24 protein-coding genes and 1 tRNA gene are annotated in these 22,287 nt (G+C 75.3%); 17 read left to right on the top strand and 8 right to left on the bottom strand.

Annotated features, from left to right (window positions below):
* The 4 genes from NH342_RS07715 to NH342_RS07700 form a co-directional block, all read left to right on the top strand.
* Nucleotides 1–249 (top strand): hypothetical protein (locus NH342_RS07715; RefSeq protein WP_253013391.1); only part of this gene is annotated, 249 nt, incomplete at its 5' end.
* Nucleotides 250–318: 69 nt separating this feature from the next.
* On the top strand, nt 319–1,209 hold the full coding sequence (locus NH342_RS07710; RefSeq protein ID WP_253013389.1) for an ABC transporter ATP-binding protein: 891 nt from the start codon (nt 319–321) through the stop codon (nt 1,207–1,209).
* Nucleotides 1,206–2,369: an ABC transporter permease gene (locus tag NH342_RS07705; protein WP_253013387.1), complete on the top strand. Its 1,164-nt coding sequence runs from the start codon at nt 1,206–1,208 to the stop codon at nt 2,367–2,369. The genes NH342_RS07710 and NH342_RS07705 overlap by 4 nt, the downstream gene beginning before the upstream one ends.
* A gap of 45 nt (nt 2,370–2,414) precedes the next feature.
* Entirely contained in the window at nt 2,415–3,395 is a 981-nt protein-coding gene (locus tag NH342_RS07700) for a TIGR03557 family F420-dependent LLM class oxidoreductase (protein ID WP_253013385.1), read from the top strand.
* Between the two features lie 4 nt (nt 3,396–3,399).
* On the opposite strand, the gene NH342_RS07695 is transcribed toward NH342_RS07700, so the two are convergent.
* The gene (locus NH342_RS07695) at nt 3,400–4,305 is read right to left on the bottom strand and encodes an SMP-30/gluconolactonase/LRE family protein (RefSeq protein WP_253013383.1); all 906 of its coding nucleotides are present in this window, start codon (nt 4,303–4,305) and stop codon (nt 3,400–3,402) included.
* A 55-nt stretch (nt 4,306–4,360) separates the two neighbouring features.
* Here NH342_RS07695 and ppc point away from each other — a divergent pair, with 55 nt between their 5' ends.
* Nucleotides 4,361–7,144: a phosphoenolpyruvate carboxylase gene (gene ppc / locus NH342_RS07690; RefSeq protein ID WP_253013381.1), complete on the top strand. Its 2,784-nt coding sequence runs from the start codon at nt 4,361–4,363 to the stop codon at nt 7,142–7,144.
* 84 nt (nt 7,145–7,228) lie between these two features.
* On the opposite strand, the gene NH342_RS07685 is transcribed toward ppc, so the two are convergent.
* Nucleotides 7,229–7,723 carry a hypothetical protein gene (locus NH342_RS07685; RefSeq protein ID WP_253013379.1) on the bottom strand — a complete coding sequence of 165 codons (495 nt, stop codon included), beginning with the start codon at nt 7,721–7,723 and terminating at the stop codon, nt 7,229–7,231.
* A gap of 113 nt (nt 7,724–7,836) precedes the next feature.
* Nucleotides 7,837–9,162 (bottom strand): FAD-dependent oxidoreductase, encoded by a 1,326-nt coding sequence (locus NH342_RS07680; protein WP_253013377.1) that lies wholly within the window; start codon nt 9,160–9,162, stop codon nt 7,837–7,839.
* A gap of 71 nt (nt 9,163–9,233) precedes the next feature.
* Here NH342_RS07680 and NH342_RS07675 point away from each other — a divergent pair, with 71 nt between their 5' ends.
* The gene (locus NH342_RS07675; protein ID WP_253013375.1) at nt 9,234–9,545 is read left to right on the top strand and encodes a putative quinol monooxygenase; all 312 of its coding nucleotides are present in this window, start codon (nt 9,234–9,236) and stop codon (nt 9,543–9,545) included.
* On the opposite strand, the gene NH342_RS07670 is transcribed toward NH342_RS07675, so the two are convergent.
* Both NH342_RS07670 and NH342_RS07665 read right to left on the bottom strand, forming a co-directional pair.
* Entirely contained in the window at nt 9,538–10,005 is a 468-nt protein-coding gene (locus NH342_RS07670; RefSeq protein WP_253013373.1) for a GNAT family N-acetyltransferase, read from the bottom strand. The two genes, NH342_RS07675 and NH342_RS07670, sit on opposite strands and share 8 nt — an antisense overlap.
* A complete protein-coding gene (locus NH342_RS07665; protein ID WP_253013371.1) occupies nt 9,981–10,787 on the bottom strand; it encodes a DNA-formamidopyrimidine glycosylase family protein in 807 nt (268 codons plus the stop codon). Before NH342_RS07665 ends, NH342_RS07670 begins: the two co-directional genes overlap by 25 nt.
* 43 nt (nt 10,788–10,830) lie before the next feature.
* On the opposite strand from NH342_RS07665, the gene NH342_RS07660 reads away from it, so the two are divergent.
* Both NH342_RS07660 and NH342_RS07655 read left to right on the top strand, forming a co-directional pair.
* On the top strand, nt 10,831–11,667 hold the full coding sequence (locus tag NH342_RS07660) for a hypothetical protein (protein WP_253013369.1): 837 nt from the start codon (nt 10,831–10,833) through the stop codon (nt 11,665–11,667).
* Nucleotides 11,668–11,700: 33 nt separating this feature from the next.
* A complete protein-coding gene (locus NH342_RS07655) occupies nt 11,701–12,150 on the top strand; it encodes a CBS domain-containing protein (protein ID WP_253013367.1) in 450 nt (149 codons plus the stop codon).
* Here the strand turns inward: NH342_RS07655 and NH342_RS24135 are convergent.
* Together NH342_RS24135 and NH342_RS07645 are read right to left on the bottom strand one after the other, a co-directional pair.
* Nucleotides 12,126–13,478, bottom strand: coding sequence for a deoxyribodipyrimidine photo-lyase (locus tag NH342_RS24135; RefSeq protein ID WP_253013366.1), 1,353 nt, complete (start codon nt 13,476–13,478; stop codon nt 12,126–12,128). The genes NH342_RS07655 and NH342_RS24135 overlap by 25 nt on opposite strands.
* A 26-nt stretch (nt 13,479–13,504) precedes the next feature.
* A complete protein-coding gene (locus NH342_RS07645) occupies nt 13,505–13,837 on the bottom strand; it encodes a GNAT family N-acetyltransferase (protein WP_253013365.1) in 333 nt (110 codons plus the stop codon).
* 171 nt (nt 13,838–14,008) lie between these two features.
* Here NH342_RS07645 and NH342_RS07640 point away from each other — a divergent pair.
* Nucleotides 14,009–14,081, top strand: a tRNA-Arg gene (locus NH342_RS07640).
* A 2-nt stretch (nt 14,082–14,083) separates the two neighbouring features.
* Here NH342_RS07640 and NH342_RS07635 read toward each other — a convergent pair.
* Nucleotides 14,084–14,278 carry a hypothetical protein gene (locus NH342_RS07635; protein WP_253013364.1) on the bottom strand — a complete coding sequence of 65 codons (195 nt, stop codon included), beginning with the start codon at nt 14,276–14,278 and terminating at the stop codon, nt 14,084–14,086.
* A gap of 173 nt (nt 14,279–14,451) precedes the next feature.
* On the opposite strand from NH342_RS07635, the gene NH342_RS07630 reads away from it, so the two are divergent.
* The 8 genes from NH342_RS07630 (at nt 14,452) to NH342_RS07595 (ending at nt 22,283) form a co-directional block, all read left to right on the top strand.
* Nucleotides 14,452–15,366, top strand: coding sequence for an ATP-binding cassette domain-containing protein (locus NH342_RS07630; RefSeq protein ID WP_253013362.1), 915 nt, complete (start codon nt 14,452–14,454; stop codon nt 15,364–15,366).
* Complete coding sequence (locus NH342_RS07625) at nt 15,363–16,169, top strand: ABC transporter permease subunit (RefSeq protein WP_253013360.1); 807 nt, start codon at nt 15,363–15,365, stop codon at nt 16,167–16,169. The genes NH342_RS07630 and NH342_RS07625 overlap by 4 nt, the downstream gene beginning before the upstream one ends.
* 4 nt (nt 16,170–16,173) lie before the next feature.
* Nucleotides 16,174–16,617: a GtrA family protein gene (locus NH342_RS07620; protein WP_253013358.1), complete on the top strand. Its 444-nt coding sequence runs from the start codon at nt 16,174–16,176 to the stop codon at nt 16,615–16,617.
* Nucleotides 16,618–16,622: 5 nt separating this feature from the next.
* Nucleotides 16,623–17,768: a sensor histidine kinase gene (locus NH342_RS07615; RefSeq protein ID WP_253013356.1), complete on the top strand. Its 1,146-nt coding sequence runs from the start codon at nt 16,623–16,625 to the stop codon at nt 17,766–17,768.
* Nucleotides 17,765–18,424 (top strand): response regulator transcription factor, encoded by a 660-nt coding sequence (locus tag NH342_RS07610; protein WP_253013354.1) that lies wholly within the window; start codon nt 17,765–17,767, stop codon nt 18,422–18,424. The genes NH342_RS07615 and NH342_RS07610 overlap by 4 nt, the downstream gene beginning before the upstream one ends.
* A gap of 86 nt (nt 18,425–18,510) precedes the next feature.
* A complete protein-coding gene (gene pta / locus NH342_RS07605; RefSeq protein WP_253013351.1) occupies nt 18,511–20,604 on the top strand; it encodes a phosphate acetyltransferase in 2,094 nt (697 codons plus the stop codon).
* Nucleotides 20,601–21,767, top strand: a complete 1,167-nt coding sequence (locus tag NH342_RS07600) for an acetate/propionate family kinase (protein WP_253013349.1) — start codon at nt 20,601–20,603, stop codon at nt 21,765–21,767. Before pta ends, NH342_RS07600 begins: the two co-directional genes overlap by 4 nt.
* Nucleotides 21,768–21,851: 84 nt before the next feature.
* Nucleotides 21,852–22,283: a helix-turn-helix transcriptional regulator gene (locus NH342_RS07595; RefSeq protein WP_253013347.1), complete on the top strand. Its 432-nt coding sequence runs from the start codon at nt 21,852–21,854 to the stop codon at nt 22,281–22,283.
* The last annotated feature ends 4 nt before the right edge of the window (nt 22,284–22,287 follow it).

Raw genomic sequence — 22,287 nt, 5'->3', positions numbered from 1 at the left:
GCCGGGGGTGTGCTGCTGCTCGTCGACCCCGACGTCCCGCACCGGTCGGTCCGGCTGGCCGTCCAGCTGCTGGCCGGGTGCGCCGCCGGCCGCGACCGCGGCGCCGGCCCGGAGGAGATCGCCCGGGACCTGCCCCCGGCGCTGGGCGGGGCCACCCGGCCCGTCCAGCCGAGGCGGGCCGCGCCGGTCGACGCGCTCTCCTCCCTCCGGGCTGCCGTCGAGCTGCTGGCCGAGGCCGGGGTGGCCTGACCGCCTCGTCCCGGTGGGCCGGGGAACCGATACGGTCCTGAGCGGTGTTCACGACCGCCGGGAGGGCGCGTGCTCGAGTTCGACGGACTGGTCAAGACCTACGGCGAGAACCGGGTGCTCGAGGGGGTCAGCTTCGCCGTCGCGCCCGGGCAGATGTTCGGGTTCTGCGGCTCGAACGGCGCCGGCAAGACCACGACCATGCGCATCGCGATGGGCCTGGCCCGCGCCGACGCCGGGGAGGTCCGCTGGCGCGGGACGGCGCTCGACGACGCCAGCCGCCAGCGGATCGGCTACATGCCCGAGGAGCGCGGCCTCTACCCGAAGATGAAGGTCGCCGACCAGCTGACCTACTTCGCCCGGCTGCACGGCGCCTCGTCCGCCGACGCCGACCGCGCGGTGCAGGAGTGGACCGAGCGGCTGGGGCTGGCGGACAAGCGCGGCGAGCGGGTGGAGAAGCTGTCGCTGGGCAACCAGCAGCGCGTGCAGCTCGCCGCCGCGCTCGTCAGCGGGCCTGAGGTGCTGATCCTCGACGAGCCCTTCTCCGGCCTGGACCCGGTGGGCGTGGACTCCCTCGCCGAGGCCCTGCTGGAGCGGTGCCGGGCCGGCGTCCCCGTGGTGTTCTCCAGCCACCAGCTCGACCTGGTCGAGCGGCTGTGCGACGCCGTCGGCATCCTGGCCCGCGGCCGGATCGTGGCCAGCGGCACCGTCCCCGAGCTGCGGGCCCGTGAGGGTGGCCGGCAGCTGCGGGTGGTCGTGCCCGACGCCGGCCCCGGGTGGGCCTCCGCCGTCCCGGGTGTGCGGGTGCTGAGCGAGCAGCGGGGGGACACCGTGCTGGAGCTCGACCGGTCCGCCGACGACCAGGCGGTGCTCGCCGCGGCCGTGGCGACCGGCCGGGTGACCCACTTCGCCTGGCGGGAACCCAGCCTGGTGGAGCTGTTCCGCGGGGCGGTGGCGGCGTGAGCGCGGCGGGTCAGGTCCGGCTGGTGGCCCGCCGGGAGATCACCACCCGGGTGCGGGACAAGGGCTTCATCATCAGCTCGCTGGTCATCGTGCTGCTCGTGGTGGGCGTGATGATCTTCCAGCTCGTCGCGGGCGGGCGGGGGTCGACGACCACCATCGGCGTCGTCGGCGGCAACCCCTCGGTGCAGACCGCGCTGCAGCAGGCCGGCGAGGCCTCGGGCACGGCGGTCACCGTCCGCGACCTGCCCGACGAGGCCGCCGCCCGGCAGGCGCTCACCGACGGCGACGTGGACGGCGCCGTCCTCGACCCCACCGGGGACTCCCCGCAGCTGCTGGTGGAGTCCTCGGGCGGCGTGGAGGACATCGTGCGCTCCGCGGTCGGTGCGCTGTCGGTCGGCGCGCAGCTGGCCGCACAGGGCGTGGACCTGCAGCCCGCACCGAACGTGTCGGTCACCGAGCTGGACCCCTCCGAGGACAACGGCCCCGCCGTCGTGGTGGCCCTGGTCGGCGTGGTGGTGCTCTACGGCCTGCTCATCCTCTTCGGCCAGTTCGTCGCGCAGGGCGTGGTGGAGGAGAAGTCCTCCCGGGTGGTGGAGCTGCTGCTGTCGACCATGAAGCCGTGGCAGCTGCTGGCCGGGAAGATCCTCGGCCTGGGCGTGCTGGGCCTGGCGCAGATGGTGCTCATCGCCGTCGTCGGGGTGACCGGGGCCCTGGCGCTGGACGTGGTCAGCGTCCCCGGCCAGCTGATCGGCACCGTCCTGGTCGTCATCGGCTGGTTCCTGGTCGGCTACGCCTTCTACGCCTCGGTGTTCGCCGCGGCGGCGTCGCTGGTCAGCCGGCAGGAGGACCTCGGCAGCGTGCTCACCCCGACCACGCTGCTGCTCGTCGTCGGCTTCTTCATCTCCATCCAGGCCGGCCAGGACCCGGGGTCGACGCTGGCCACCGTGACGTCGTTCGTCCCGGGCCTGACGCCGCTGGTGATGCCGGTGCGGATGGCCGCCGGCGACGTCCCGCTGTGGCAGGTGCTGCTGGCCGTGGCGATCATGGCGGTCGCGATCGCCGTCGTCGTGCGGATCGGGGGCCGGGTCTACGCCGGCGCCCTGCTGCGCACCGGCGGCAAGACCAAGCTGCGGGAGGCCCTGCGCGCCGAGCGCGCCTGACCTGGGGCGGTTGGGGATCCCCTCGGCGGGGGTAGCGCGGGCGGCATGAGCATGCAGCTGGGCTACACGATGATGACGGAGCAGGCCGGCCCCAAGGAGCTGGTCTCGCACGTGGTCGGGGCCGAGGAGGTCGGTTTCGACTTCGCGGTCAGCAGCGACCACTTCTTCCCGTGGCTGGACTCCATGGGCCACGCGCCCAACGCCTGGGTGACCCTCGGCGCAGCCGCGCAGGCGACCAGCCGCATCGACCTGATGACCTACGTGACCTGCCCGATCATCCGGTACCGGCCGGCCGTGGTCGCCCAGCAGGCCGCCACCCTGCAGATCCTCGCCGACGGCCGGTTCACCCTGGGCCTGGGCGCCGGGGAGAACCTCAACGAGCACGTGGTCGGGGAGGGCTGGCCGCCGGTCGCGGTGCGGCACGAGATGTTCGCCGAGGCGGTGCAGCTGATCAAGGAGCTGCTGGCCGGCGACGGCTACACCACCTTCCACGGCGACTACTTCGACGCCGACGGAGCCAAGATCTGGGACCTGCCCGAGGGCGGCGTGCCGATCGGCATCGCGGTGTCGGGGAAGCAGTCCTGCGAGCTGGCCGGCGAGTACGCCGACGTGATGATCGGCACCGAGCCGAAGGCCGAGCTGGGCGAGATGTTCGACGCCGCGGGCGGGGCCGGCAAGAGCCGGGTCGGGCAGATGCCGATCAGCTACGGCACGGACAAGGCCGCCGCGGTCACCCGCGCGCACGAGCTCTTCCGCTGGTTCGGCCTGGGCTGGAAGGTCAACGCCGACCTGCCGGGGACGGCGGGCTTCGAGGCGGCCAGCGCGTTCGTCCGCGAGTCCGACGTCGAGGAGTCCATCCCCTGCGGGGACGACGTGGACGCCGTCGTCGAGGCGGCGAAGGCCTACGCCGACGCCGGCTTCACCCACCTCGCGCTGGTGCAGATCGGCGGCGACCAGCAGCAGCCCTACCTCGAGTGGACGCAGCGGGAGCTCATGCCGGCCTGGCGCGAGGCCTTCGGGAGCTGACCCCCTACACGGGTCGCAGACCGGTCAGCGGGCCGCGGTAGACCGCCGCGGCCCGCCCGGTCACCCCGGGCCGCACGGTGAACAGCCGGCCGGCGTGCTCGTCGGGGTCGGACAGGCCCTCCGTCGAGGTGCTGATGACCAGCAGGTCCAGGTCGGGGCCGGCGAAGTCGCAGCTGGAGGTGTTCGGCGTGGGCACCTCGACGACGGCCAGCAGGTCTCCGGCGGGGGAGTAGCGGCGCACCTGCCCGGCGCCCCACACCGCCACCCACAGGGCGTCCTCCGCGTCCACGGTGAGCCCGTCGGGGGCCCCGCCGGACCCGGTCAGGTCGACCACCACCCGGCTGTCCCCGAGCACGCCGGTGGTCAGGTCGTAGGCGTAGGCCCGCACGGTCGCCGCGCCGGAGTCGGCCAGGTAGACCGTGCCGCCGTCGCCGCTCCACTCGATGCCGTTGCTGATGGTCAGGTCCCGCAGCACGACGTGCACCGAGCCGTCGAGGTCCACCCGGTGCAACGACCCCGCACCGGGCGCCTCGTCGAAGGCCATCGTGCCGCCGAACAGCCGGCCCACCGGGTCCGCGGCGCCGTCGTTCATCCGGGTGCCCGCTGCCGGGCCCTCGCCGGGCACCTCGACCAGCACGGAGGCCGCGCCGTCGGTCGACAGGTGGGTGAACCCGCCGTCCGCGCCGAGCAACCAGCCCCCGTCCGCGGCCGGGACGACGAACCCGACCGTCCCGCCGCCGCGGTGCGCGGCGACCTGGTGGACCTCGTCACCGGCGACCGTCGCGCGGAGCACCAGCCCGCGGGTGATGTCGACCCAGAGCAGCTCCTGGCGGACGGCGTCCCACCTCGGGCCCTCGCCGTGCACGGCCGGCTCGACGTCGCGGACGGGGGTGGCGGTGAGCGTCAGCATCGTCCGATCCTCCCCTCGTCACGGGGGCGTCACACGGGCCGGTGAGAATGCGCCCGTGTCCGAAGCAACCGTCGACGTCGCCGACCTCCGCCCCGACGACCCGGAGGACCGGGCCGACGAGGCACCCCTGCGCGAGGACATCCGGCTGCTGGGCCGGGTGCTGGGCGAGGTGGTGCGCGAGCAGGCGGGCGAGGAGGTGTTCGACCTGGTCGAGGCCGCCCGCCTCGAGGCCTTCCGCATCCGCCGCTCGGAGGTCGACCGCAGCGGCCTGGCGCAGATGCTGGCCGGGCTGGACGTGCGCAGCGCCAACCACGTCATCCGAGCGTTCAGCCACTTCTCGCTGCTGGCCAACCTGGCCGAGGACGTGCACCACGAGCGCCGCCGCCGGCACCACCGCCGGGAGGGGTCGCCGCCGCAGAAGGGCACCCTGGCGGCCAGCTTCGAGCTGCTGGACTCGGCGGGCCTCGACCCGGCCGACGTCGCCCGCGAGCTGGACGGCGCCCTGGTCGTCCCGGTGGTCACCGCGCACCCCACCGAGGTGCGCCGCCGGACGGTGTCCCGGGTGCAGCGGGAGGTCGCCCAGCTGATCCGCACCCGGGAGGCCGCCCCCGACGAGGCGCAGTGGTCGGCGCACCTGTGGCGCGAGGTGCTCACCCTCTGGCAGACCGCGCTGCTGCGGCTGTCGCGGTTGCGCCTGGAGGACGAGATCGACGAGGCGCTGCGGTACTACGACCTGTCGCTGTTCGCCGTCGTCCCGCAGATCAACGCCGACCTGCGCGCCGCGCTGCACCAGCGGTGGCCCGACGCCGACCTGCTGCCCACCCCGATGCTGCGCACCGGGTCCTGGATCGGCGGGGACCGCGACGGCAACCCCTTCGTCACCGCCGACGCCGTCCGGCTGGCCACCACCCGGGCCGCGGAGACCGCACTGGGCCACCACCTCGCCGAGCTCGTGGTGCTGGCCGAGGAGCTGTCGATGTCCGAGCGTCTGGTCGCCCCGACCGCCGAGCTCGAGGCGCTGGCCGACGCCGCCCGCGACGACTCCCCGTTCCGCGCCGACGAGCCCTACCGGCGGGCGATGCGCGGGATCTACCGGCGGCTGGCGGCCACCGCGCTGTCGGTCGTCGGGCACGTCCCCGGCCCGCTGCCCGACGTCGAGCTCGAGCCCTACGCCGAGCCCGCCGAGCTGATCGCCGACCTCGACGTGGTGGCCGACTCGCTGCGCACGCACGGCGCCGGCGCGCTGGCCGACGACCGGCTGCGCCGGCTGCGCGACGCCGTCGAGGTGTTCGGCTTCCACCTGTCGGGGCTGGACATGCGGCAGAACTCCTCGGTGCACGAGGAGGTGCTGGCCGAGCTGCTCGCCTGGGCCGGGGTCTGCACCGACTACGCCGAGCTCGACGAGACCGCCCGGCGCGAGCTGCTGACCCGGGAGCTGCGGCTGCGCCGTCCCCTCGTGGCGCCGGACGCGCAGCTGTCCGAGCTCGCCCGCGGCGAGCTGGACCTGCTGGCCGCGGCCGCCGAGCAGGTGCGCCGGCTGGGCCCGCGGGCGATCCCGAACTACGTGATCAGCATGTGCGAGTCGGTGTCGGACGTGCTGGAGGTCGCCGTCCTGCTCAAGGAGGTCGGCCTGGTCACGCTCGGGGACGACGGCCTCCCGGCGTCGCCGATCATGGTCGCGCCGCTCTTCGAGACCATCGGGGACCTGCAGGGCGGCGGGGAGACCCTCGCCGCGATGCTCGCCGAGCCGGTCTACCGGTCGATGGTGGACGGGCGGGGCGGCACGCAGGAGGTCATGCTCGGCTACTCCGACAGCAACAAGGACGGTGGCTACCTCGCCGCCAACTGGGCGCTGTACCGGGCCGAGCTGGCGCTGGTGGACGTGGCCCGCGAGGCCGGCGTCGAGCTGCGGCTCTTCCACGGCCGCGGCGGCACCGTCGGCCGCGGCGGCGGGCCCTCCTACGAGGCGATCCGGGCGCAGCCGCCGGGGTCGGTGGCCGGGCAGCTGCGGATCACCGAGCAGGGCGAGGTCATCGCCGCCAAGTACGCCGAGCCCGACCTGGCCCGCCGCAACCTGGAGGCGCTGGTGGCGGCGGTGCTGGAGAGCTCGCTGCTGTCGCTGGAGGGCCTGGGCGAGGACGCCGAGGAGGTGTACGCGCTCTTCGACGACCTGGCCGGCCGGGCCGAGGCCGCCTACCGCGCGCTGGTGCACGACACCCCGGGGTTCGTGGAGTGGTTCCGCGCGGCCACCCCGATCCGGGAGCTGGCCGAGCTGAACATCGGCTCCCGGCCGCCCTCGCGCAAGCCCGGGGACAAGATCACCGACCTGCGGGCCATCCCGTGGGTGTTCAGCTGGTCGCAGGCCCGGATCATGCTGCCGGGCTGGTTCGGCACCGGGACGGCGCTGCACGGGTGGATCGGCGACGACCCGGCCCGCCTGGCCCGGCTGCAGGACCTGCACGCCCGCTGGCCCTTCTTCCGGACGGTGCTGTCGAACATGGGCATGGTGCTGGCCAAGACCGACCTGGAGCTGGCCGCCCGCTACGCCGAGCTGGTGCCCGACGAGGACCTGCGGCACCGGGTGTTCGACGTCATCACCGCCGAGCACGAGCGCACCGTCGCCGTCCTGCTGGCCATCACCGGCGACGACCACCTGCTGGCCGACAACCCGTCGCTGGCCCGGTCGATCCGCAACCGGTTCCCCTACCTGGAGCCGCTGCACCACCTGCAGGTGGAGATGCTGCGCCGCCGCCGCGAGGGGGACGACGACGAACTGGTGCGCCGGTGCATCCAGCTGACGATCAACGGCGTGGCCACGGCCCTGCGCAACTCCGGCTGACCCCTCGGCGCCCGGCGTGGATCAGCCTGGTTGATCCAACTCCGTCCTGGCTCACCGACGCCGGTGAGCCAGGACGGACGTCGATCAGCTGGGTTGATCCACGCCGACCCGGCGCCCACGGCGGACGACGACGGCCCAGGTGACCAGGTAGGCCAGGTACACCGCGGCGACCACCAGCGCGGTCGTGGGCAACCGTCCGCCCGCGCGCTGGAAACCCTCGACCGCGATGCTGGCCGAGGCGTAGGAGGCGGCGTCCGCACCGGTCCACGACGCGACCTCGGCGCCGCCCAGCGCTCCGTACACCGCGGCGGCCTCGAAGGTCAGCAACAGCACGCTCACCGCGCCCAGGTGCCGCACCCGGTCGGCGCGGAGGGGTCGTCGGGACCGTGCGGCGACGAGGGCAGCCGCGCCGGCGACGACGATCCCGGAGCCCAGGGCCAGCGCGGTGGCGACCGAGCGGGGGGCGGCCACGGCGGGCTCCAGCGACTCGTCGAAGAGCACGGGCACGTAGCGGGGCAGCGAGGTGGTGAGCAGCAGACAGGTGAGGGCGTGCAGGACCGCCGCGGCGATCAGCGCCACCGCCGTCACCGGCATGGGCTCCGGATCGGCCGAGGCGGCAACGTCCTGTGCGAGGGTCCGTCCTCCTGCACCGGATCTGGCGGAGGAGGACGGAGGTGGATCAACCTCCCTGGTCAACGCTGGGCCCAGGCGGCGGCGCGGAGGGCCTCGCGCTCGTGGATCGTCGTCCGCGCGCGGCCCTTCGTGGCCCCCAGGGCGTGCTCGGCGTCGTCGATGGCCCGCCAGTTCTCCAGCAGCACCGGCCGGCACCCCCGCGCCCGCAGCGTCTCGACCAGGTCGGGCCCCTCGACGCGCGGGAGGCCGGGGGCGTCGGCCAGCAGCGCGGCCACCGTCTCCCGGGCGTCGTGCTTGTTGGTGCCGACGACGCCGGTGGGTCCGCGCTTGATCCAGCCCGCCACGTACTCGCCGGGGCTGACCACGCCGTCCCGCAGGACCCGGCCGCCCTCGTTGGGGACCACACCTCCGGACACCGGCAGGCCGGGCAGGTCGAGCCCGGTGTAGCCGACCGCGGCGACCACCAGGTCGGCGGGCAGCTCCTCGGTGTCGCGGGTGCCGGCCAGCCGGTCGGCCGGGTCCACCGACACGCGCTCGACGACCACCCCGGTGACCCGGTCGGTGCCGGTCAGCCGCACCGGCCGGGTGAAGAACCGCAGCCGCACGGTGGCCTTGCCCGGCTCGGGCACGTGCTCGGCGAACTCCCGCAGGGTCGCGAGGTTGCGGGCCACCGCCCGGACGTCGGACTCCTCGTCCAGCCCGTCGGTGTCGGTCAGCGCGACCGCGGCGGACAGGTGACCCAGCTCGCGCAGCTCCTGGGTGGTGAAGGAGGCCTGCGCCGGGCCCCGCCGGCCCAGCAGCGTGATCCGCTCGACCGGTGCGGCGGCCAGGGCGTCGAGCACGTGCTGGGGCATGTCGGTGGCCTCGAGCTCGGTCGGGCAGCGGGCCAGCACCCGGGCGACGTCCAGCGCGACGTTGCCCACGCCGACCACGACGACGTCCCGGGCCCGGGCCACCGCCTGCTCGACCCGCGCCCGGTCGGCGTCCGGGTGGCCGGTGTACCAGGCCACGACGTCGGTGGCGGCGAGGCTGCCGGGCAGGTCCTCGCCCTCGACGCCGAGCCGCCGCGCCCCCGAGGCGCCGTGGGTGAACACCACCGCGTCGGCGTGCGCGCGCAGGTCCTCGACCGACAGGTCCTGGCCCAGCTCGACGTCCCCGACGAACCGCACCGACGGGTGGTCGAGGGTGTGCCGCAGCGTGTCGGCCAGCGCCCGCATCTTGAGGTGGTCCGGCGCGATGCCGTGCCGCACCAGCCCGAACGGGACGGGCAGCCGGTCCAGCAGGTCCACGGCCACCGGGACGTCGTCCTGGTCGGCCAGCGCCTCGGCGGCGTAGATGCCGGCCGGACCGGCGCCGACGACGGCCACCCGCAACGGTCGGTCCATGCGCGCACGATGCCCGACGCGCGGCCGGTGCACCAGGGGTGAACCCCCTCGGCGCGGGGCAGTCCCGACCCATGACCGTCACCGTCGTCGCCACCATCACGCCCAAGCCCGACCGTCTGGACGCCGTCCGCGAGGCATTCGTGCAGGCCATCCCCGCCGTGCACGAGGAGACCGGCTGCGAGCTCTACGCGCTGCACGAGGGCGGCGGCGTGCTCGTCATGGTCGAGCGCTGGTCCGACGGCGACGCCCTGGAGGCGCACGGCGCCGGCGAGACGTTCAACCGGCTCAGCGAGTCGGTCAAGGACGACCTGGCCGAGCCGCTGAAGGTGCACGTGCTGCAGGCCGTGCCGGCCGGGGACGACGCCAAGGGCGCCCTCAGCTGAGCCGCAGCTCTAGGAACTGGTTGTCCGGGCCGGCCGCGTAGTCCCCGAACGGGCCGCGGTCGGTGAACCCGGCACTCCGGTAGAGCGCGAGGGCGGGGGCGAAGGGCGGTCCGGTGCCGGTCTCCAGCACCACCCGGTCCAGCCCCCGCTCCCGCGCGGCGGCCAGCGCGTGCTCCAGCAGAGCGGCGGCCACCCCGCGGCGCAGGTGGCCCGGGTGGGTGCGCATCGACTTCAGCTCACCCGCCGCCGACAGCGCCACCATCCCGGCCAGGGACTCGCCGTCCCACGCCGTCCAGACCGTCGTGCCCGGGCCGGTCAGCCCGGTGAGGTCCAGCGCGTAGGAGGTGCCGGGCGGGGACTCCGCGCGCATGGACCCCACGTGCAGCGCGACCAGCTCGCGCACCCGTGGGTCGGTGAGGTCGTCGACCCGGATGGTCAGACGGCCTGGCAGGTCGGGCACCAGAACAGGTTCCTGCCCACCATCTCCTCGGTGCGCACCGGGGTGCCGCACCACCGGCACGGCAGCCCGGTGCGCCGGTAGACGTAGTGCGCGTCGGCCCGGGACGCCGCCCCCCGCTTGCGGGTGCGGTCCTCGGGCCGGGTGGTGACGATCCGACCGGCCCGCACGCCCGCGCGCAGCAGCACGACGAGGTCGGCCCACACGGCCTCCCACTCGGCCTCGGTGACCGCCCGCCCGGGCCGGAAGGGCGAGATGCGGTGCCGGAACAGCACCTCGGCCCGGTAGACGTTGCCGACGCCGGCGAGCACCGACTGGTCCATCAGCAGCGCCCCGATCGCCTGCCGGGACCGGCTGATCCGGGCCCAGGCCCTGCCCGGGTCGGACCTCCGGAGCGGGTCGGGGCCGAGCCGGTCCAGGACCAGCCGCACCTCGCCGTCGGTGATCAGCTCGCAGGCGGTGGGACCGCGCAGGTCGGTCCACACGCCCTCGCCGTCCTCGCCGGGCCCCTCCCAGCGCATCCGCAGGGCACCGCGGGGCTCGGGCGGCGGGCCGGTGCCGGTCGTGTACTTCCCGTAGAGGCCCAGGTGCACGTGCACCACGTCGGGGCCGAAGACGGCGAACAGGTGCTTGCCGTAGGAGGTCACCTCGTCCAGCACCCGGCCGTCGACGAGCTCGGCCTCGGCGGCGAACCGGCCCTGCGGGCTGGTCACGTGCACCTCGCGACCGGCGAACCTCGCGTGCTGCTCACGGGCCAGGCGGAACAGGGTGTGGCCCTCAGGCACCGGCGATCACCCGCTGATCCTGCCCCGGGTGCAGGATCGCCGCATGACCGTGACCCCTGCCCTGGCCCGCCGCGCCTGGGGGACCCTGGAGACCCTCCACGTCACCGGCTTCTTCGCCCCCGAGGTGAACGCCGCCTACGACCGCTTCGGGGTGCCCGCCACCCGGGCCGGGTACTTCGCTGCCCGGGCGTCGGCGTTCGGCCCGTGCCGGCCCGAGCTCGTGGAGGCGACGTATTACGTCTTCGCCCCGCGGCTGGTGCACGCCGCCGTCCCCGCGGTGTGGGATGCCGCAGCACCCGAGGAGTGGGCCACCGCCCGTCGCGAAGGGGTCGCGGCGCGGCTGCACGAGGTCCTCGGCGAGCCGGACGTCGCCGAGGCGGTGGACCTGGCCCGGGAGGCCTGCGCGGGGCTCACCCGGGCCGGCCGGCCGATCTACGCCGCGTGGTCGGCGGTCGAGTGGCCCGAGGACCCGCTGCTGCAGCTGTGGCACGCCGGCCTGCTGCTGCGCGAGCACCGCGGCGACGGGCACGTCGCCGCCCTGCAGACGTCCGGCCTGGACCCGGTGGAGGCCCTGGTCACCGGCGGCCTCGCGTCGGGGTCGGTGGAGTTCGTGCGCACCACGCGCGGGTGGACCGACGATGAGTGGGACGCCGGGGTGCAGCGACTGCGGCGGCGCGGCCTGGTCGACGACGACGGGCTGACCCAGGCCGGCCGCGACCTGCGCGACGACGTGGAGACCGTCACCGATCTGCTCGCGACCGAGGGCTGGGTGCACCTGGGCGAGCAGCGACTGCACCGGTTGGTCGAGCTGGTGACGCCGCTGCGGGAGCGGGTGCTGGACTCGGGCACCCTGCCGGAGTGGATCCGCAGCCGCGGCTGAGCGGGCCCGCGCACCCTGGTGCACGCTGGGGCGGTGACCACCGGGGATCCGTGCGCGGGGGGCTCGTCGGCCCGCACCGCCGGCGAGGCGATGGTGCGCGTCCCGAAGACGTGCGGCACCGGCACGACCATCGGCCAGGCCCGGGCGTTCTTCGCCGACGACCACGTGCACGCGCTGCTGGTCGTCGACGGCGCCCAGCTGGTCGCCGTCGTCGAGCGCGTCGACCTGACCGGGCCGGACCGGGCACCGGTGGCCGCGCTGGGCCGCCTGCACGGGCGCACCGTCCCGCCGTCCGAGCCGGTGGCGGTCGTGGCCGCCCGGCTGCGGGCCGAGGGCCGGCGGCGCACCGCGGTGGTCGACGACGACGGCCGGCTCCTCGGCCTGCTGTGCTTCAAGCGCAGCGGCCGCGGGTTCTGCACCGATGCCGACATCGCCGCGCGGGACGCCGACCGGGACGGCTACCGCCCGCGCGCCTTCGCGTAGCGGTCCAACGCCACCTCGCGCTCGTGCTTGTGGTCCACGATCCGCTCCGGGTACCCGTCGGGCAGGTCACCCTTCCACGGCTCGTGCACGGCCTTGCCCTCGATGTCGCGCAGCTCCGGGACCCAGCGGCGCACGTAGTCGCCGTCCGGGTCGAACTTCTGGCCCTGGGTGACCGGGTTGAACACCCGGAAGTAGGGCGCGGCGTCGGTGCCGGTGCCGGCGACCCACTGCCAGCCGTGGTTGTTGCTGGCCAGGTCGCCGTCGACGAGGTGCTGCATGAAGTACCGCGCGCCGCGGGTCCACTCCTGGTGCAGGTCCTTGACCAGGAAGCTGGCGGTGATCATCCGCATCCGGTTGTGCATCCAGCCCTCGGCGAGCAGCTGACGCATGGCGGCGTCGACGGCGGGGAAGCCGGTGCGGCCGGCGGCCCAGGCCTCGAAGTCCTCGTCGGCCTGCTTCCCCGTCGAGTAGGTCATGCCCTTGAGCTCGTCGTTGTAGTACTCGCGGGCGGTCTCGGGGCGGTGCCAGAGCACGTCGGCGTAGAAGTCCCGCCAGCACAGCTCGGTCGTGTAGGTCTCCACCCCCGGGCCCTTCTTCCCGGAGTCGGCGATGTCCTTGAGCAGGGTGCGCGGGTGCACGGTGCCGAAGTGCAGGTGCGCCGACATGCGGCTGGTGGAGTCCAGGTCGGGCCGGTCGCGCTCGTCGTCGTAGTCCTCGATGCGGTCGTCGAGGAAGGCCTTCCAGCGCGTGCGCGCGGCCGACTCGCCGGGCTCGAGCACCTCGGTGTCGCCGAGGTCGGGTGCCTCGGGCAGGTCGTCGGAGTCCGCGCGCGCCCAGCTCACCTTGCGGGGGCGCAACGCCGGGTCGTGCCAGCCGTGCTCGCGCCAGCGCCGGGAGAGCGGGGTGAACACCTTCAACGGGGTGCCGTCGTCCTTGGTGATCGTGCCGGGCGCCACCGCGTACGGGGAGCCGGTGCGCACCAGCTCCGCGCCGTCGCCCAGCGCCTTCTCCACCGCGGTGTCGCGCTCGCGGCCGTAGGGCCCGGTGTCCCCGGCGACGTGCACCGTCTCCGCGCCGACCTCGCGGGCCAGCGACGGGACGACGTCCTGGGGCCTGCCGTGCCGGACGACGAGCCGTCCGTCGGTGGCCTCGTGCAGCTCGGCCAGGCACCCGGCGAGGAAGTGCCTGCGGGGGTCGCCGGACTTCTCCCAGATGGCGGGGTCTAGCACGAACAGGGGTAGCACGTCGCCGGCGTCGCGGGCGGCGAGCAGCGCGGGGTTGTCCCCCAGGCGCAGGTCACGGCGGAACCAGTGGATGGCGGTCGGCACCGCCCGAACCTACGGACCGTGCGGGGTCAGCGCGCGGTGAGCGGGAGGCCGAAGTGCGGCCGGTCGTCGGGGCGAACCAGGTCCTGGTCGGCCGGGTGCTGTTGCAGGTAGTGCCGGACGAAGGAGCAGTAGGGCAGCACGGAGAGGCCGCGCTGGCGGGCGCTGGCCAGGACCGCGGCCACGAGGACCGTGCCCAGGCCCCGGCCGGCCACGGCGGGGGAGACCTCGGTGTGCGGGAGCGTCATCACGCCGTCGTCGACGTGGTAGCTCGCCATGCCGACGACCTGGCCGTCGACGCTGATCTCGAACCGCCCGCGGGACGGGGCGTCCTCCACCTGCACCTGCTGCGTGCTGCTCATCCCACCTCCTACCCGGCTCCGCTGCCGGGGTGCGGAGCCGTGACTGCTCGACTCCGGTCAGACACGGTAACCGCTCCGTTCCGATTCCGCTCCTGCCCTGCACCACGATCCTGCTCCTCCGGGGGTTCCCGGCCGGCCGCGACGCGCCCGATAGTCTCGGCGCGCACCCGGGCCCCCGTAGCTCAGGGGATAGAGCGACGGTTTCCTAAACCGCAGGCCGCAGGTTCGAATCCTGCCGGGGGCACCTCAGGCGGTGGCCAGCACCTCGAACCGGTGCCCGCGTGCCGCGGCCCGCCGGGCGCACTGGTCCAGCGCCAGCCGCGCCCCCGGCGGCCAGGCCTCCAGCCGTGCGCCGTCGACCACGACGTCGCCGCGGAAGACCGCCAGCCGGAGCTGGCGCAGCACCCGGGCGATCTCCGCCCCGTCCGTCCCGTTGTCCATGGTCTCGATCCTGTCGACGGCGAGGCCCGTGCACATCGGCCCGAGGTCCCATTCCGCCTCCACCCGGGGGAGGACCCGGCGGCGCACCTACGCCTGCAGGAGTAGGCGGCCGGCACCCAGGTGACGCCGCGGGGGTGACGACGGCGGGCCCGGCGCGCAGCAGGCTGGTCGGCATGATCGAACTGCGCGGGTTGACCAAGCGCTACGGCGAGCGCCTCGCCGTCGACGACGTCACGGTGACCGTCCGGCCGGGCGTGGTCACCGGGTTCCTGGGCCCCAACGGCGCCGGGAAGTCCACGACGATGCGGATGGTGCTCGGCCTGGACCGGCCGACCGCCGGCACCGCCCTGGTCAACGGCAGGCCCTACGCCGAGCACCGGGACCCGCTGCGCCAGGTCGGTGCGCTGCTGGAGGCCCGGGCGCTGCACCCGGGCCGCACCGCCCGCGCGCACCTGCAGGCCCTCGCCGCCACCGCCGGCCTGCCGCGGGCACGCGTGGACGCGGTGCTGGAGCTCGCCGGGCTGACCCCCGTCGCCGGCAAGCGGGTCGGCGGGTTCTCCCTCGGCATGGGCCAGCGGCTCGGGGTGGCCACCGCGCTGCTCGGCGACCCGGCCACCGTCGTCCTCGACGAGCCGGTCAACGGCCTGGACCCCGACGGCGTGCTGTGGATCCGCACGCTGGCCCGGCGGCTGGCCGCCGAGGGCCGCACCGTCTTCTTCTCCTCCCACCTGATGGCCGAGATGGCGGTGACCGCCGACCACCTGGTCGTCATGGGCCGCGGCCGGCTGGTCGCCGACGTCCCGACCGAGGAGTTCATCCGCCGGGCCGGCGGGGACGGCGTCCGGGTGCGCAGCCCGCGGGCCGCCGAGCTCGCCGGGCTGCTGGCCGGACCCGACGTCGTCGTGGAGTCCGCCGAGAGCGGTGTGCTGCTGGTCCGCGGCGTCGGGCCGGAGGTCATCGGGGACCGGGCCGCGCAGTCGGGCATCGCGCTGCACGAGCTCACCCCCGTCCAGGCCTCCCTCGAGGAGGCGTTCATGGCGCTCACCGCCGACGAGCGCGAGTACCGCACCGAGGAGCAGCCGGCATGACGACCACCCTCGACACCCCTGCACGCAGCGCGGGCACCACCGGTCTCCTGCGCGGGGAGTGGGTCAAGGCCCGCTCGCTGCGCTCCACCTGGTACGTGCTGGGCGGCTCGCTGGTCGGCATGGTGCTGCTCGGCCTGCTGTTCACCAGCACCGCCGACACCGGCGGCCCCAGCGGCCGCGGCGGCGGCCCGCCCGGGGTCGACTTCGCCCAGCCGCTGACCCTGGCGCTGGCCGGTTACAACCTGGCCCAGCTCGCCCTCGGCGTGCTCGGCGTGCTGCTGGTCACCGGCGAGTACACCTCGGGCACGATCCGCAGCACCTTCGCCGCCACCCCGCGCCGCTGGCCCGTGGTCGCCGCCAAGGCCGCCGTCCTCGGGGCGGTCGTGCTGGTCACGGCCACGGTCGGCTCGCTGGTCTCCTACGCCGTCGGCTCCGCCGTCGTCGACGGCATGCCGGGCCTGGGTGAGGACGGCGTCCTGCGGGTGGTCCTGGGGACGGCGCTCTACCTCACCGCGATCACCCTGCTCGGCTCCGCGCTGGGCTGGCTGCTGCGCTCCACGGCCGGTGCGGTGGCCACGCTGTTCGGCCTGGTCTTCCTGCTGCCGGTGCTCGGCGGGCTGCTCCCGGCCGACTGGGGACCGGACGTGGTGCGCTGGCTGCCCAGCTCCGCGGGCGGCAGCCTGCTGCGGCCGACCACCACCGCCGAGCAGTTCGCCCCCTGGACCGGGTTCGCCGTGCTGCTCGGCTACGTCGCGGTCGGCCTGGTCGCCGCGGTGTGGCGGCTGCGCACCCGCGACGCCTGAGCCGATGACCGCGACGAGGGGGTGGCGGGGCGCCACCGAGGTGCAGTTCGTCCGCTTCGTCCTGGTCGGGGTCGTCTCCAGCGCCGTCTACGCGGTCACCTACCTGACCCTGTGGGACGCCGGCAGCGTGCTGGCCAACCTGGTCGGCTCGGTGGTCTCCACCGCGGTCGCGAACGAGCTGCACCGCAGGCTGACCTTCCGCAGCGGCCACCGGGTCGACTGGTTCACCGCCCAGTGGGAGGCCGGCGCCCTGGGCGCCGCCGGCCTGGTGGCCACGTCGGTGGCGCTGGCCGGCCTGCACGGCGTCCTCGGCACCACCGGCGCCGTCCTCGACCTGGCCCTGGTCGGCCTGGTCACCGGCGGGGTGGGGGCGGTGCGGTACCTCGCCCTGCGCGCATGGGTCTTCCCCCGCCGACCGACCGTGCACGGAACCGGGCAGGGACGATGACCGGCATGACGACGTCGGCCCGCGTGCGCCTGGTCGCCCCGGTGGTGGTGCTGACGGTGCTCTCGCTGGGGCCGCTGGTCCGGCTCGGCGGGCTCACCGCCGGCGCCGTCGTGGTCTCCTGTCTGCTGTGCGCCACCGCGCTGGCCCGCCACCGCGCGCCGTTCCCCGCGCTGGTCGTCGCCGTCGTCCTGCTGGCCGCGTGGTGGGCCGGGCACGGCCTGGACCCGCAGCGGCTGCTCCCCGCCGGGGTGGTCGCGTGGTGGCTGCTGGCGTGGGTGGCCGACCGCCGGCCGGTGCGCGAGGTGGTGGCGGCGTCCGCCGTCGTCGCCCTGGTACCGGTGACCCTGGCGGTGCTGGGCCTGCTCGGCCGGCCCGGCGGCCAGGCCGTCGTCCCGCTCACCGCCGCAACCGTCGTGGCCGTCGTGGTCGGCCGCAACCGGCGCACCCGCCGCTCGCTGGTGCAGGCGCTGGAGGACCGGGCGCTCCGGGCCGAGCGGGAACGGGACGCCGGGGCCCGCGCCGCCGTCGCCGAGGAGCGCACCCGGATCGCCCGCGAGGTGCACGACGTCGTGGCGCACAACGTCTCGGTCATGACCGCGCTGGCCGACGGCGCCGGCTTCGCCATCGACACCGCCCCCGAGCGGGCCCGTGCCGCGATGGCCCAGGTCGCGGCCACCGGCCGGGAGGCGATCACCGAGATGCACCGGCTGCTGGGCGTGCTGCGCGGGGACGACGTGGACGGCGAGGCCCCGGCGCCCGGGCTGGCCCAGCTCGACGGCCTCCTCGAGCAGGTCCGCGCCGCCGGCCTGGCCGTCACCCTCACCGTCGGCGGCACGCCCTCGCCGCTGCCGGCCACCGCGCAGCTGGCCGTGCACCGGCTGGTCCAGGAGGCGCTGACCAACACCCTCACCCACGCCGACGGTGCCCGGTCCGCGCGGGTCGCGCTCGAGTGGTCGGCCGACCGGCTGCGGGTGGAGGTCACCGACGACGGTCGCGGCGCCCGCCCCCGCGACCCCGACCGGCCGCCCGGGCACGGCCTGGTCGGCATGCGGGAGCGGTTCGGGGCCTGGGGCGGCACCGTGGAGACCGGTCCCGCGGACGGCGGCTGGCGGGTGCGCGGCGTGCTGCCGCTGGTGGAGGTGCCGGCATGACCACGGTGCTGCTGGTCGACGACGAGCCGCTGGTGCGGGTCGGGTTCGGCATGGTGCTGGACAGCCAGCCCGACCTCGAGGTGGTCGGACAGGCCTCCGACGGCGCGGAGGCCGTCGCCCTGGCTCGCGAGCTGACGCCCGACGTCGTGGTGATGGACGTGCGGATGCCGGTGCTGGACGGCGTCGCGGCCACGGCGCAGATCGTCGCCGCCGGCCTGCCCAGCCGGGTGCTGGTGCTGACCACGTTCGACCTGGACGAGCACGCCTTCGCCGCGCTGCGGGCCGGGGCCAGCGGGTTCCTGCTGAAGAACACCCAGCCGGCCGACCTGCTCGCCGCGATCCGCACGGTCGTGGCCGGGGACGCGGTGGTGTCCCCGCGGGTGACCCGCCGGCTGCTGGAGACCTTCGCCGGGCGGTTGCCCGACCCCGCTGCCCGCGACGCCCGGCTGGACCCGCTCACCGACCGGGAGCGGGAGGTGCTGGCGCTGGTCGCCCGTGGCTGGTCCAACGCCGAGGTCGCCGCGGAGCTGGTGCTCTCGGAGCTGACCGTGAAGACCCACGTCGGCCGGATCCTGGGCAAGACCGGGCTGCGTGACCGCACCCAGGCCGCGGTGCTGGCCTACGAGACGGGCCTGGTCCGCCCCGAGGGCGGCTGAGGCCTCGGTCGGCTAGCGTCCCCGAGGACAGCGACCCGCAGCTCGACGGCGCCGCCTGCCACGAGCCCAGCCAGCCGAGGAGCCCCGTGGCCCGCAGCGTGTACGTCGCCTCCGTCGAGGGCCACTCCGGGAAGTCCGTCGTCGCCCTGGGCCTGCTGCACACCCTGACCCGCGAGGTCGGCCGGGTCGGGGTCTTCCGGCCGATCGCCCGCGGGGCCACCGACCCGGTGCTTTCCACCCTGCTGGCCCGGACCACCGCCGGGGTGGGGTTCGCCGAGGCCGTCGGCGTCACCTACGACGACGTGCACGCCGACGGCGACGCCGCGCTGGCGCGGATCGTCGAGCGGTACAAGGCGGTGGAGGCCCGCTGCGACGCCGTGGTGGTCGTCGGCTCGGACTTCACCGACGTCTCCTCGCCGACCGAGCTGTCCTTCAACGCCCGGATCGCGGCCAACCTCGGCACCCCCGTCGTCCTGGTGCTGGGCGGCCGGGACCCGGCCGGCGCCGAGCAGCTGGGCCAGGCACCCGCCCGCGCGCCCGAGGTCCTGGCCGCGGTCGCCGAGCCGGCGCTGCGGGAGCTGGCCGCCGAGCACGCCGGGGTGGTCGCCGTCGTGCTCAACCGCGCCGACCCCGACCGGCTGACCGAGGGCGTGGCCGCGGTGCAGGCCGTCACCGACCGGCCGGTGTGGGCGATCCCCGAGGAACCGGTGCTCATCGCGCCGACCTTCGCCTCGGTCGCGGCGGCCGTCGACGGCGAGCTGGTGGCCGGGGACCCCGCGCTGATGGACCGCGAGGCGATGGGCGTCGTGGTGGCGGCGATGTCGATGGTCAACGTGCTGCCGCGGCTGCTGGAGGGCTCGGTCGTCGTCGTCCCCGGCGACCGGCCGGACGTCGTCCTGGCCGTGATGACCGCGCACGCGGCCGGCACCTACCCCTCGCCGACCGGCATCCTGCTCAACGGCGGCATCGACCTGCCCGACCCGGTGCTGCAGCTGATCGCCGGCCTGGGCAGCTCGCTGCCGATCGTGCGCACGCAGCTGGGCACCTTCGACACCACCGCCCGGGTCATCCGCACCCGCGGCCTCATCGCCTCGGACTCCCCGCGCAAGGCCGAACGGTCGATCGCGCTGTTCGACGAGGCGGTCGACACCCGCCAGCTGCTCGACGGCCTGGACGTCGGCCCCTCGACCGTCGTCACCCCGCTGATGTTCGAGCACCTGCTCACCGAGCGGGCGCGGGCCGCCGACCAGCACGTCGTGCTGCCCGAGGGGGACGACGACCGGGTGCTGCGCGCGGCGTCCACGGTGCTGGCCCGGCGGATCGCCCGGCTGACCATCCTGGGCGAGGAGGCGAAGGTGCGCGGCCGGGCCTCCGAGCTGGGTCTGGACATCGCCGCCGCGCAGGTGGTGGACCCCTTCGACGAGCAGCTGCGCACCCGGTTCGCCCAGGAGTACGCCGCGCTGCGCGCCCACCGCGGGATGACCGTCGAGGCGGCCTACGACGTCGTCCCCGACGTGTCGTACTTCGGCACGCTCATGGTCCACCTCGGCCTGGTCGGCGGCATGGTCTCCGGCGCCGCGCACACCACCGCGCACACCATCCGGCCGGCCTTCGAGGTCATCCGCACCCGGCCCGGGGTGTCGGTGGTGTCCAGCGTCTTCCTCATGGCGCTGGCCGACCGGGTGCTGGTCTACGGCGACTGCGCGGTCAACCCGCTGCCCGACGCCGCGCAGCTGGCCGACATCGCGATCTCCTCGGCGGCCACGGCGGCCGAGTTCGGCATCGAGCCGCGGGTGGCGATGCTGTCCTACTCCACGGGGACGTCGGGGTCGGGTGCCGACGTGGACAAGGTGCGCGAGGCCACCCGGCTGGTCCGGGAGCGCGCCCCGGAGCTCGTCGTCGACGGCCCGATGCAGTACGACGCCGCCGCCGACCCCGAGGTGGGCGCGGCCAAGATGCCGGGCTCGTCGGTGGCCGGGCGGGCCACGGTGTTCGTGTTCCCCGACCTGAACACCGGCAACAACACCTACAAGGCGGTGCAGCGCTCGGCCGGCGCGGTGGCCATCGGGCCGGTGCTGCAGGGACTGAACGCCCCGGTCAACGACCTGTCCCGGGGGGCCACCGTCCGCGACATCGTCAACACCGTCGCCATCACGGCGGTGCAGGCGGCCGGCCGGTGACCACGGTCCTGGTGGTCAACAGCGGGTCCTCGTCGCTGAAGTACCAGCTGCTCGACCACGCCGAGCAGGTGGTGGCCTCGGGCCTGGTCGAGCGGATCGGCGGGGCCGGCAGGATCACGCACCGCGGCCCGGGCGGAGAGGTCATCGTGGACGCCGACGTCCCCGACCACCGCGCGGCGCTGGCGCTGATGCTGGCCACCTGCACCTCCTCCGGTGCGGACCTCGCGCCGGACGTGGTCGGCCACCGGGTGGTCCACGGCGGTGCCCGGTTCAGCGCACCGGTGGTGGTCGACGACGCGGTGGAGGCCGCCGTCGAGGAGCTCGCGGCCCTGGCGCCGCTGCACAACCCGCCCGGCCTGCTCGGCATCCGGGCCGCCCGGGCGACGTTCCCCGGCGTGCCGCAGGTCGCGGTCTTCGACACCGCCTTCCACGCGACCATCCCGCCCGAGGCCGCGACCTACGCCATCGACGCCGGGCTCGCCGCGGACCGGGGCATCCGGCGGTACGGCTTCCACGGCACCTCGCACGAGTACGTGTCGCAGGAGGCGGCCCGCTTCCTCGGCCACGCCGGCCGGTTCGTGGTGCTGCACCTGGGCAACGGTGCGTCGGCGTGCGCGGTGTCGGGTGGTCGGTCGGTGGCCACCTCGATGGGGCTGACCCCGCTCAAGGGCCTGGTCATGGGCACCCGCGGCGGTGACCTCGACCCCGGTGCCGTGCTGCACCTGCTGCGCTCCGGGATGACCGTCGACGAGGTCGACACGCTGCTCAACCGGCGCAGCGGCCTGGCCGGGCTCACCGGCTCCGGCGACCTGCGCGACGTGCTGGCCGCGGCCGGCGGCGGGGACGCGCAGGCCGAGCTCGCCCTCGACGTCTACGCCCACCGCGTCCGGGGCTACGTCGGCGCCTACTTGGCGCACCTCGGCGGCCTGGACGCGCTGGTCTTCACCGCCGGGGTGGGGGAGAACAGCCCCGAGGTGCGGGCCCGGGTGGTCGGCGGCCTGGGCCACCTCGGGCTGGCCGTCGACCCCGCGCGCAACGGGGCGGGGGAGCGGGTGGCGCGGCTGGTCAGCCCGGACGACGGCCCGGTGCCGGTGCTGGTGGTGCCCACGAACGAGGAACTACAGATCGCCCGCCACGCGCTCACCGCCGTCGCGCCCGGTTGATCATGGAGTTGTGGCCGGTCGACACGCGGGGCACGGCGCGTCGGCGGGCACGAAACCCATGATCACGCGGGGGAAGGGGGACGGATGACCCGGGCGCACGACGACGTGCTGGTGCACCTGCGCCGGGCCCGCGACCACGCCGACCGGCACTACGACCAGCCGCTGACCCTCGCCCAGCTGGCCGCGGTCGCGGCGCTGAGCCCGTGGCACTTCCAGCGGCTGTTCACCGCCACCTACGGCGTCTCCCCGGCCGCGCACCTCTCGCGCCGCCGGGTCGAGCGCGCCCAGGACCTGCTGCGGACGACGAACCTCACCGTCACCGAGGTCTGCCACCTGGTGGGCTTCTCCAGCCTCGGGTCCTTCTCCAGCCGGTTCCGGGAGCTGGTGGGGGAGACCCCGAGCGCCTACCAGCGGCGGTGGGCGGCGACCGGCGCGCCGCACGTCCCCGGCTGCTGGGTGTTCATGCGCGGCATGACCGCAAGCGGGGAGAAGCACCCGGGGGGCGGCGGCCCCTAGCGTC

The sequence above is a fragment of the Klenkia sp. PcliD-1-E genome, assembly GCF_024124375.1.
Taxonomy (GTDB): Bacteria; Actinomycetota; Actinomycetes; order Mycobacteriales; family Geodermatophilaceae; genus Klenkia.
Note: the sequence above shows the minus strand (reverse complement) of the source record. Positions and strands in the feature narration are given on the sequence as shown.

Excerpts from the sequence above, each read along its gene's own strand:
- NH342_RS07700 (WP_253013385.1), top strand. The coding sequence starts at position 2,415 with ATGAGCATGCAGCTGGGCTACACGATGATGACGGAGCAGGCCGGCCCC.
- NH342_RS07695 (WP_253013383.1), bottom strand. The coding sequence starts at position 4,305 with ATGCTGACGCTCACCGCCACCCCCGTCCGCGACGTCGAGCCGGCCGTG.
- NH342_RS07680 (WP_253013377.1), bottom strand. The coding sequence starts at position 9,162 with ATGGACCGACCGTTGCGGGTGGCCGTCGTCGGCGCCGGTCCGGCCGGC.
- NH342_RS07675 (WP_253013375.1), top strand. The coding sequence starts at position 9,234 with ATGACCGTCACCGTCGTCGCCACCATCACGCCCAAGCCCGACCGTCTG.
- NH342_RS07660 (WP_253013369.1), top strand. The coding sequence starts at position 10,831 with ATGACCGTGACCCCTGCCCTGGCCCGCCGCGCCTGGGGGACCCTGGAG.
- NH342_RS07645 (WP_253013365.1), bottom strand. The coding sequence starts at position 13,837 with ATGAGCAGCACGCAGCAGGTGCAGGTGGAGGACGCCCCGTCCCGCGGG.
- NH342_RS07635 (WP_253013364.1), bottom strand. The coding sequence starts at position 14,278 with ATGGACAACGGGACGGACGGGGCGGAGATCGCCCGGGTGCTGCGCCAG.
- NH342_RS07630 (WP_253013362.1), top strand. The coding sequence starts at position 14,452 with ATGATCGAACTGCGCGGGTTGACCAAGCGCTACGGCGAGCGCCTCGCC.
- NH342_RS07625 (WP_253013360.1), top strand. The coding sequence starts at position 15,363 with ATGACGACCACCCTCGACACCCCTGCACGCAGCGCGGGCACCACCGGT.
- NH342_RS07620 (WP_253013358.1), top strand. The coding sequence starts at position 16,174 with ATGACCGCGACGAGGGGGTGGCGGGGCGCCACCGAGGTGCAGTTCGTC.
- NH342_RS07615 (WP_253013356.1), top strand. The coding sequence starts at position 16,623 with ATGACGACGTCGGCCCGCGTGCGCCTGGTCGCCCCGGTGGTGGTGCTG.
- NH342_RS07610 (WP_253013354.1), top strand. The coding sequence starts at position 17,765 with ATGACCACGGTGCTGCTGGTCGACGACGAGCCGCTGGTGCGGGTCGGG.
- NH342_RS07595 (WP_253013347.1), top strand. The coding sequence starts at position 21,852 with ATGACCCGGGCGCACGACGACGTGCTGGTGCACCTGCGCCGGGCCCGC.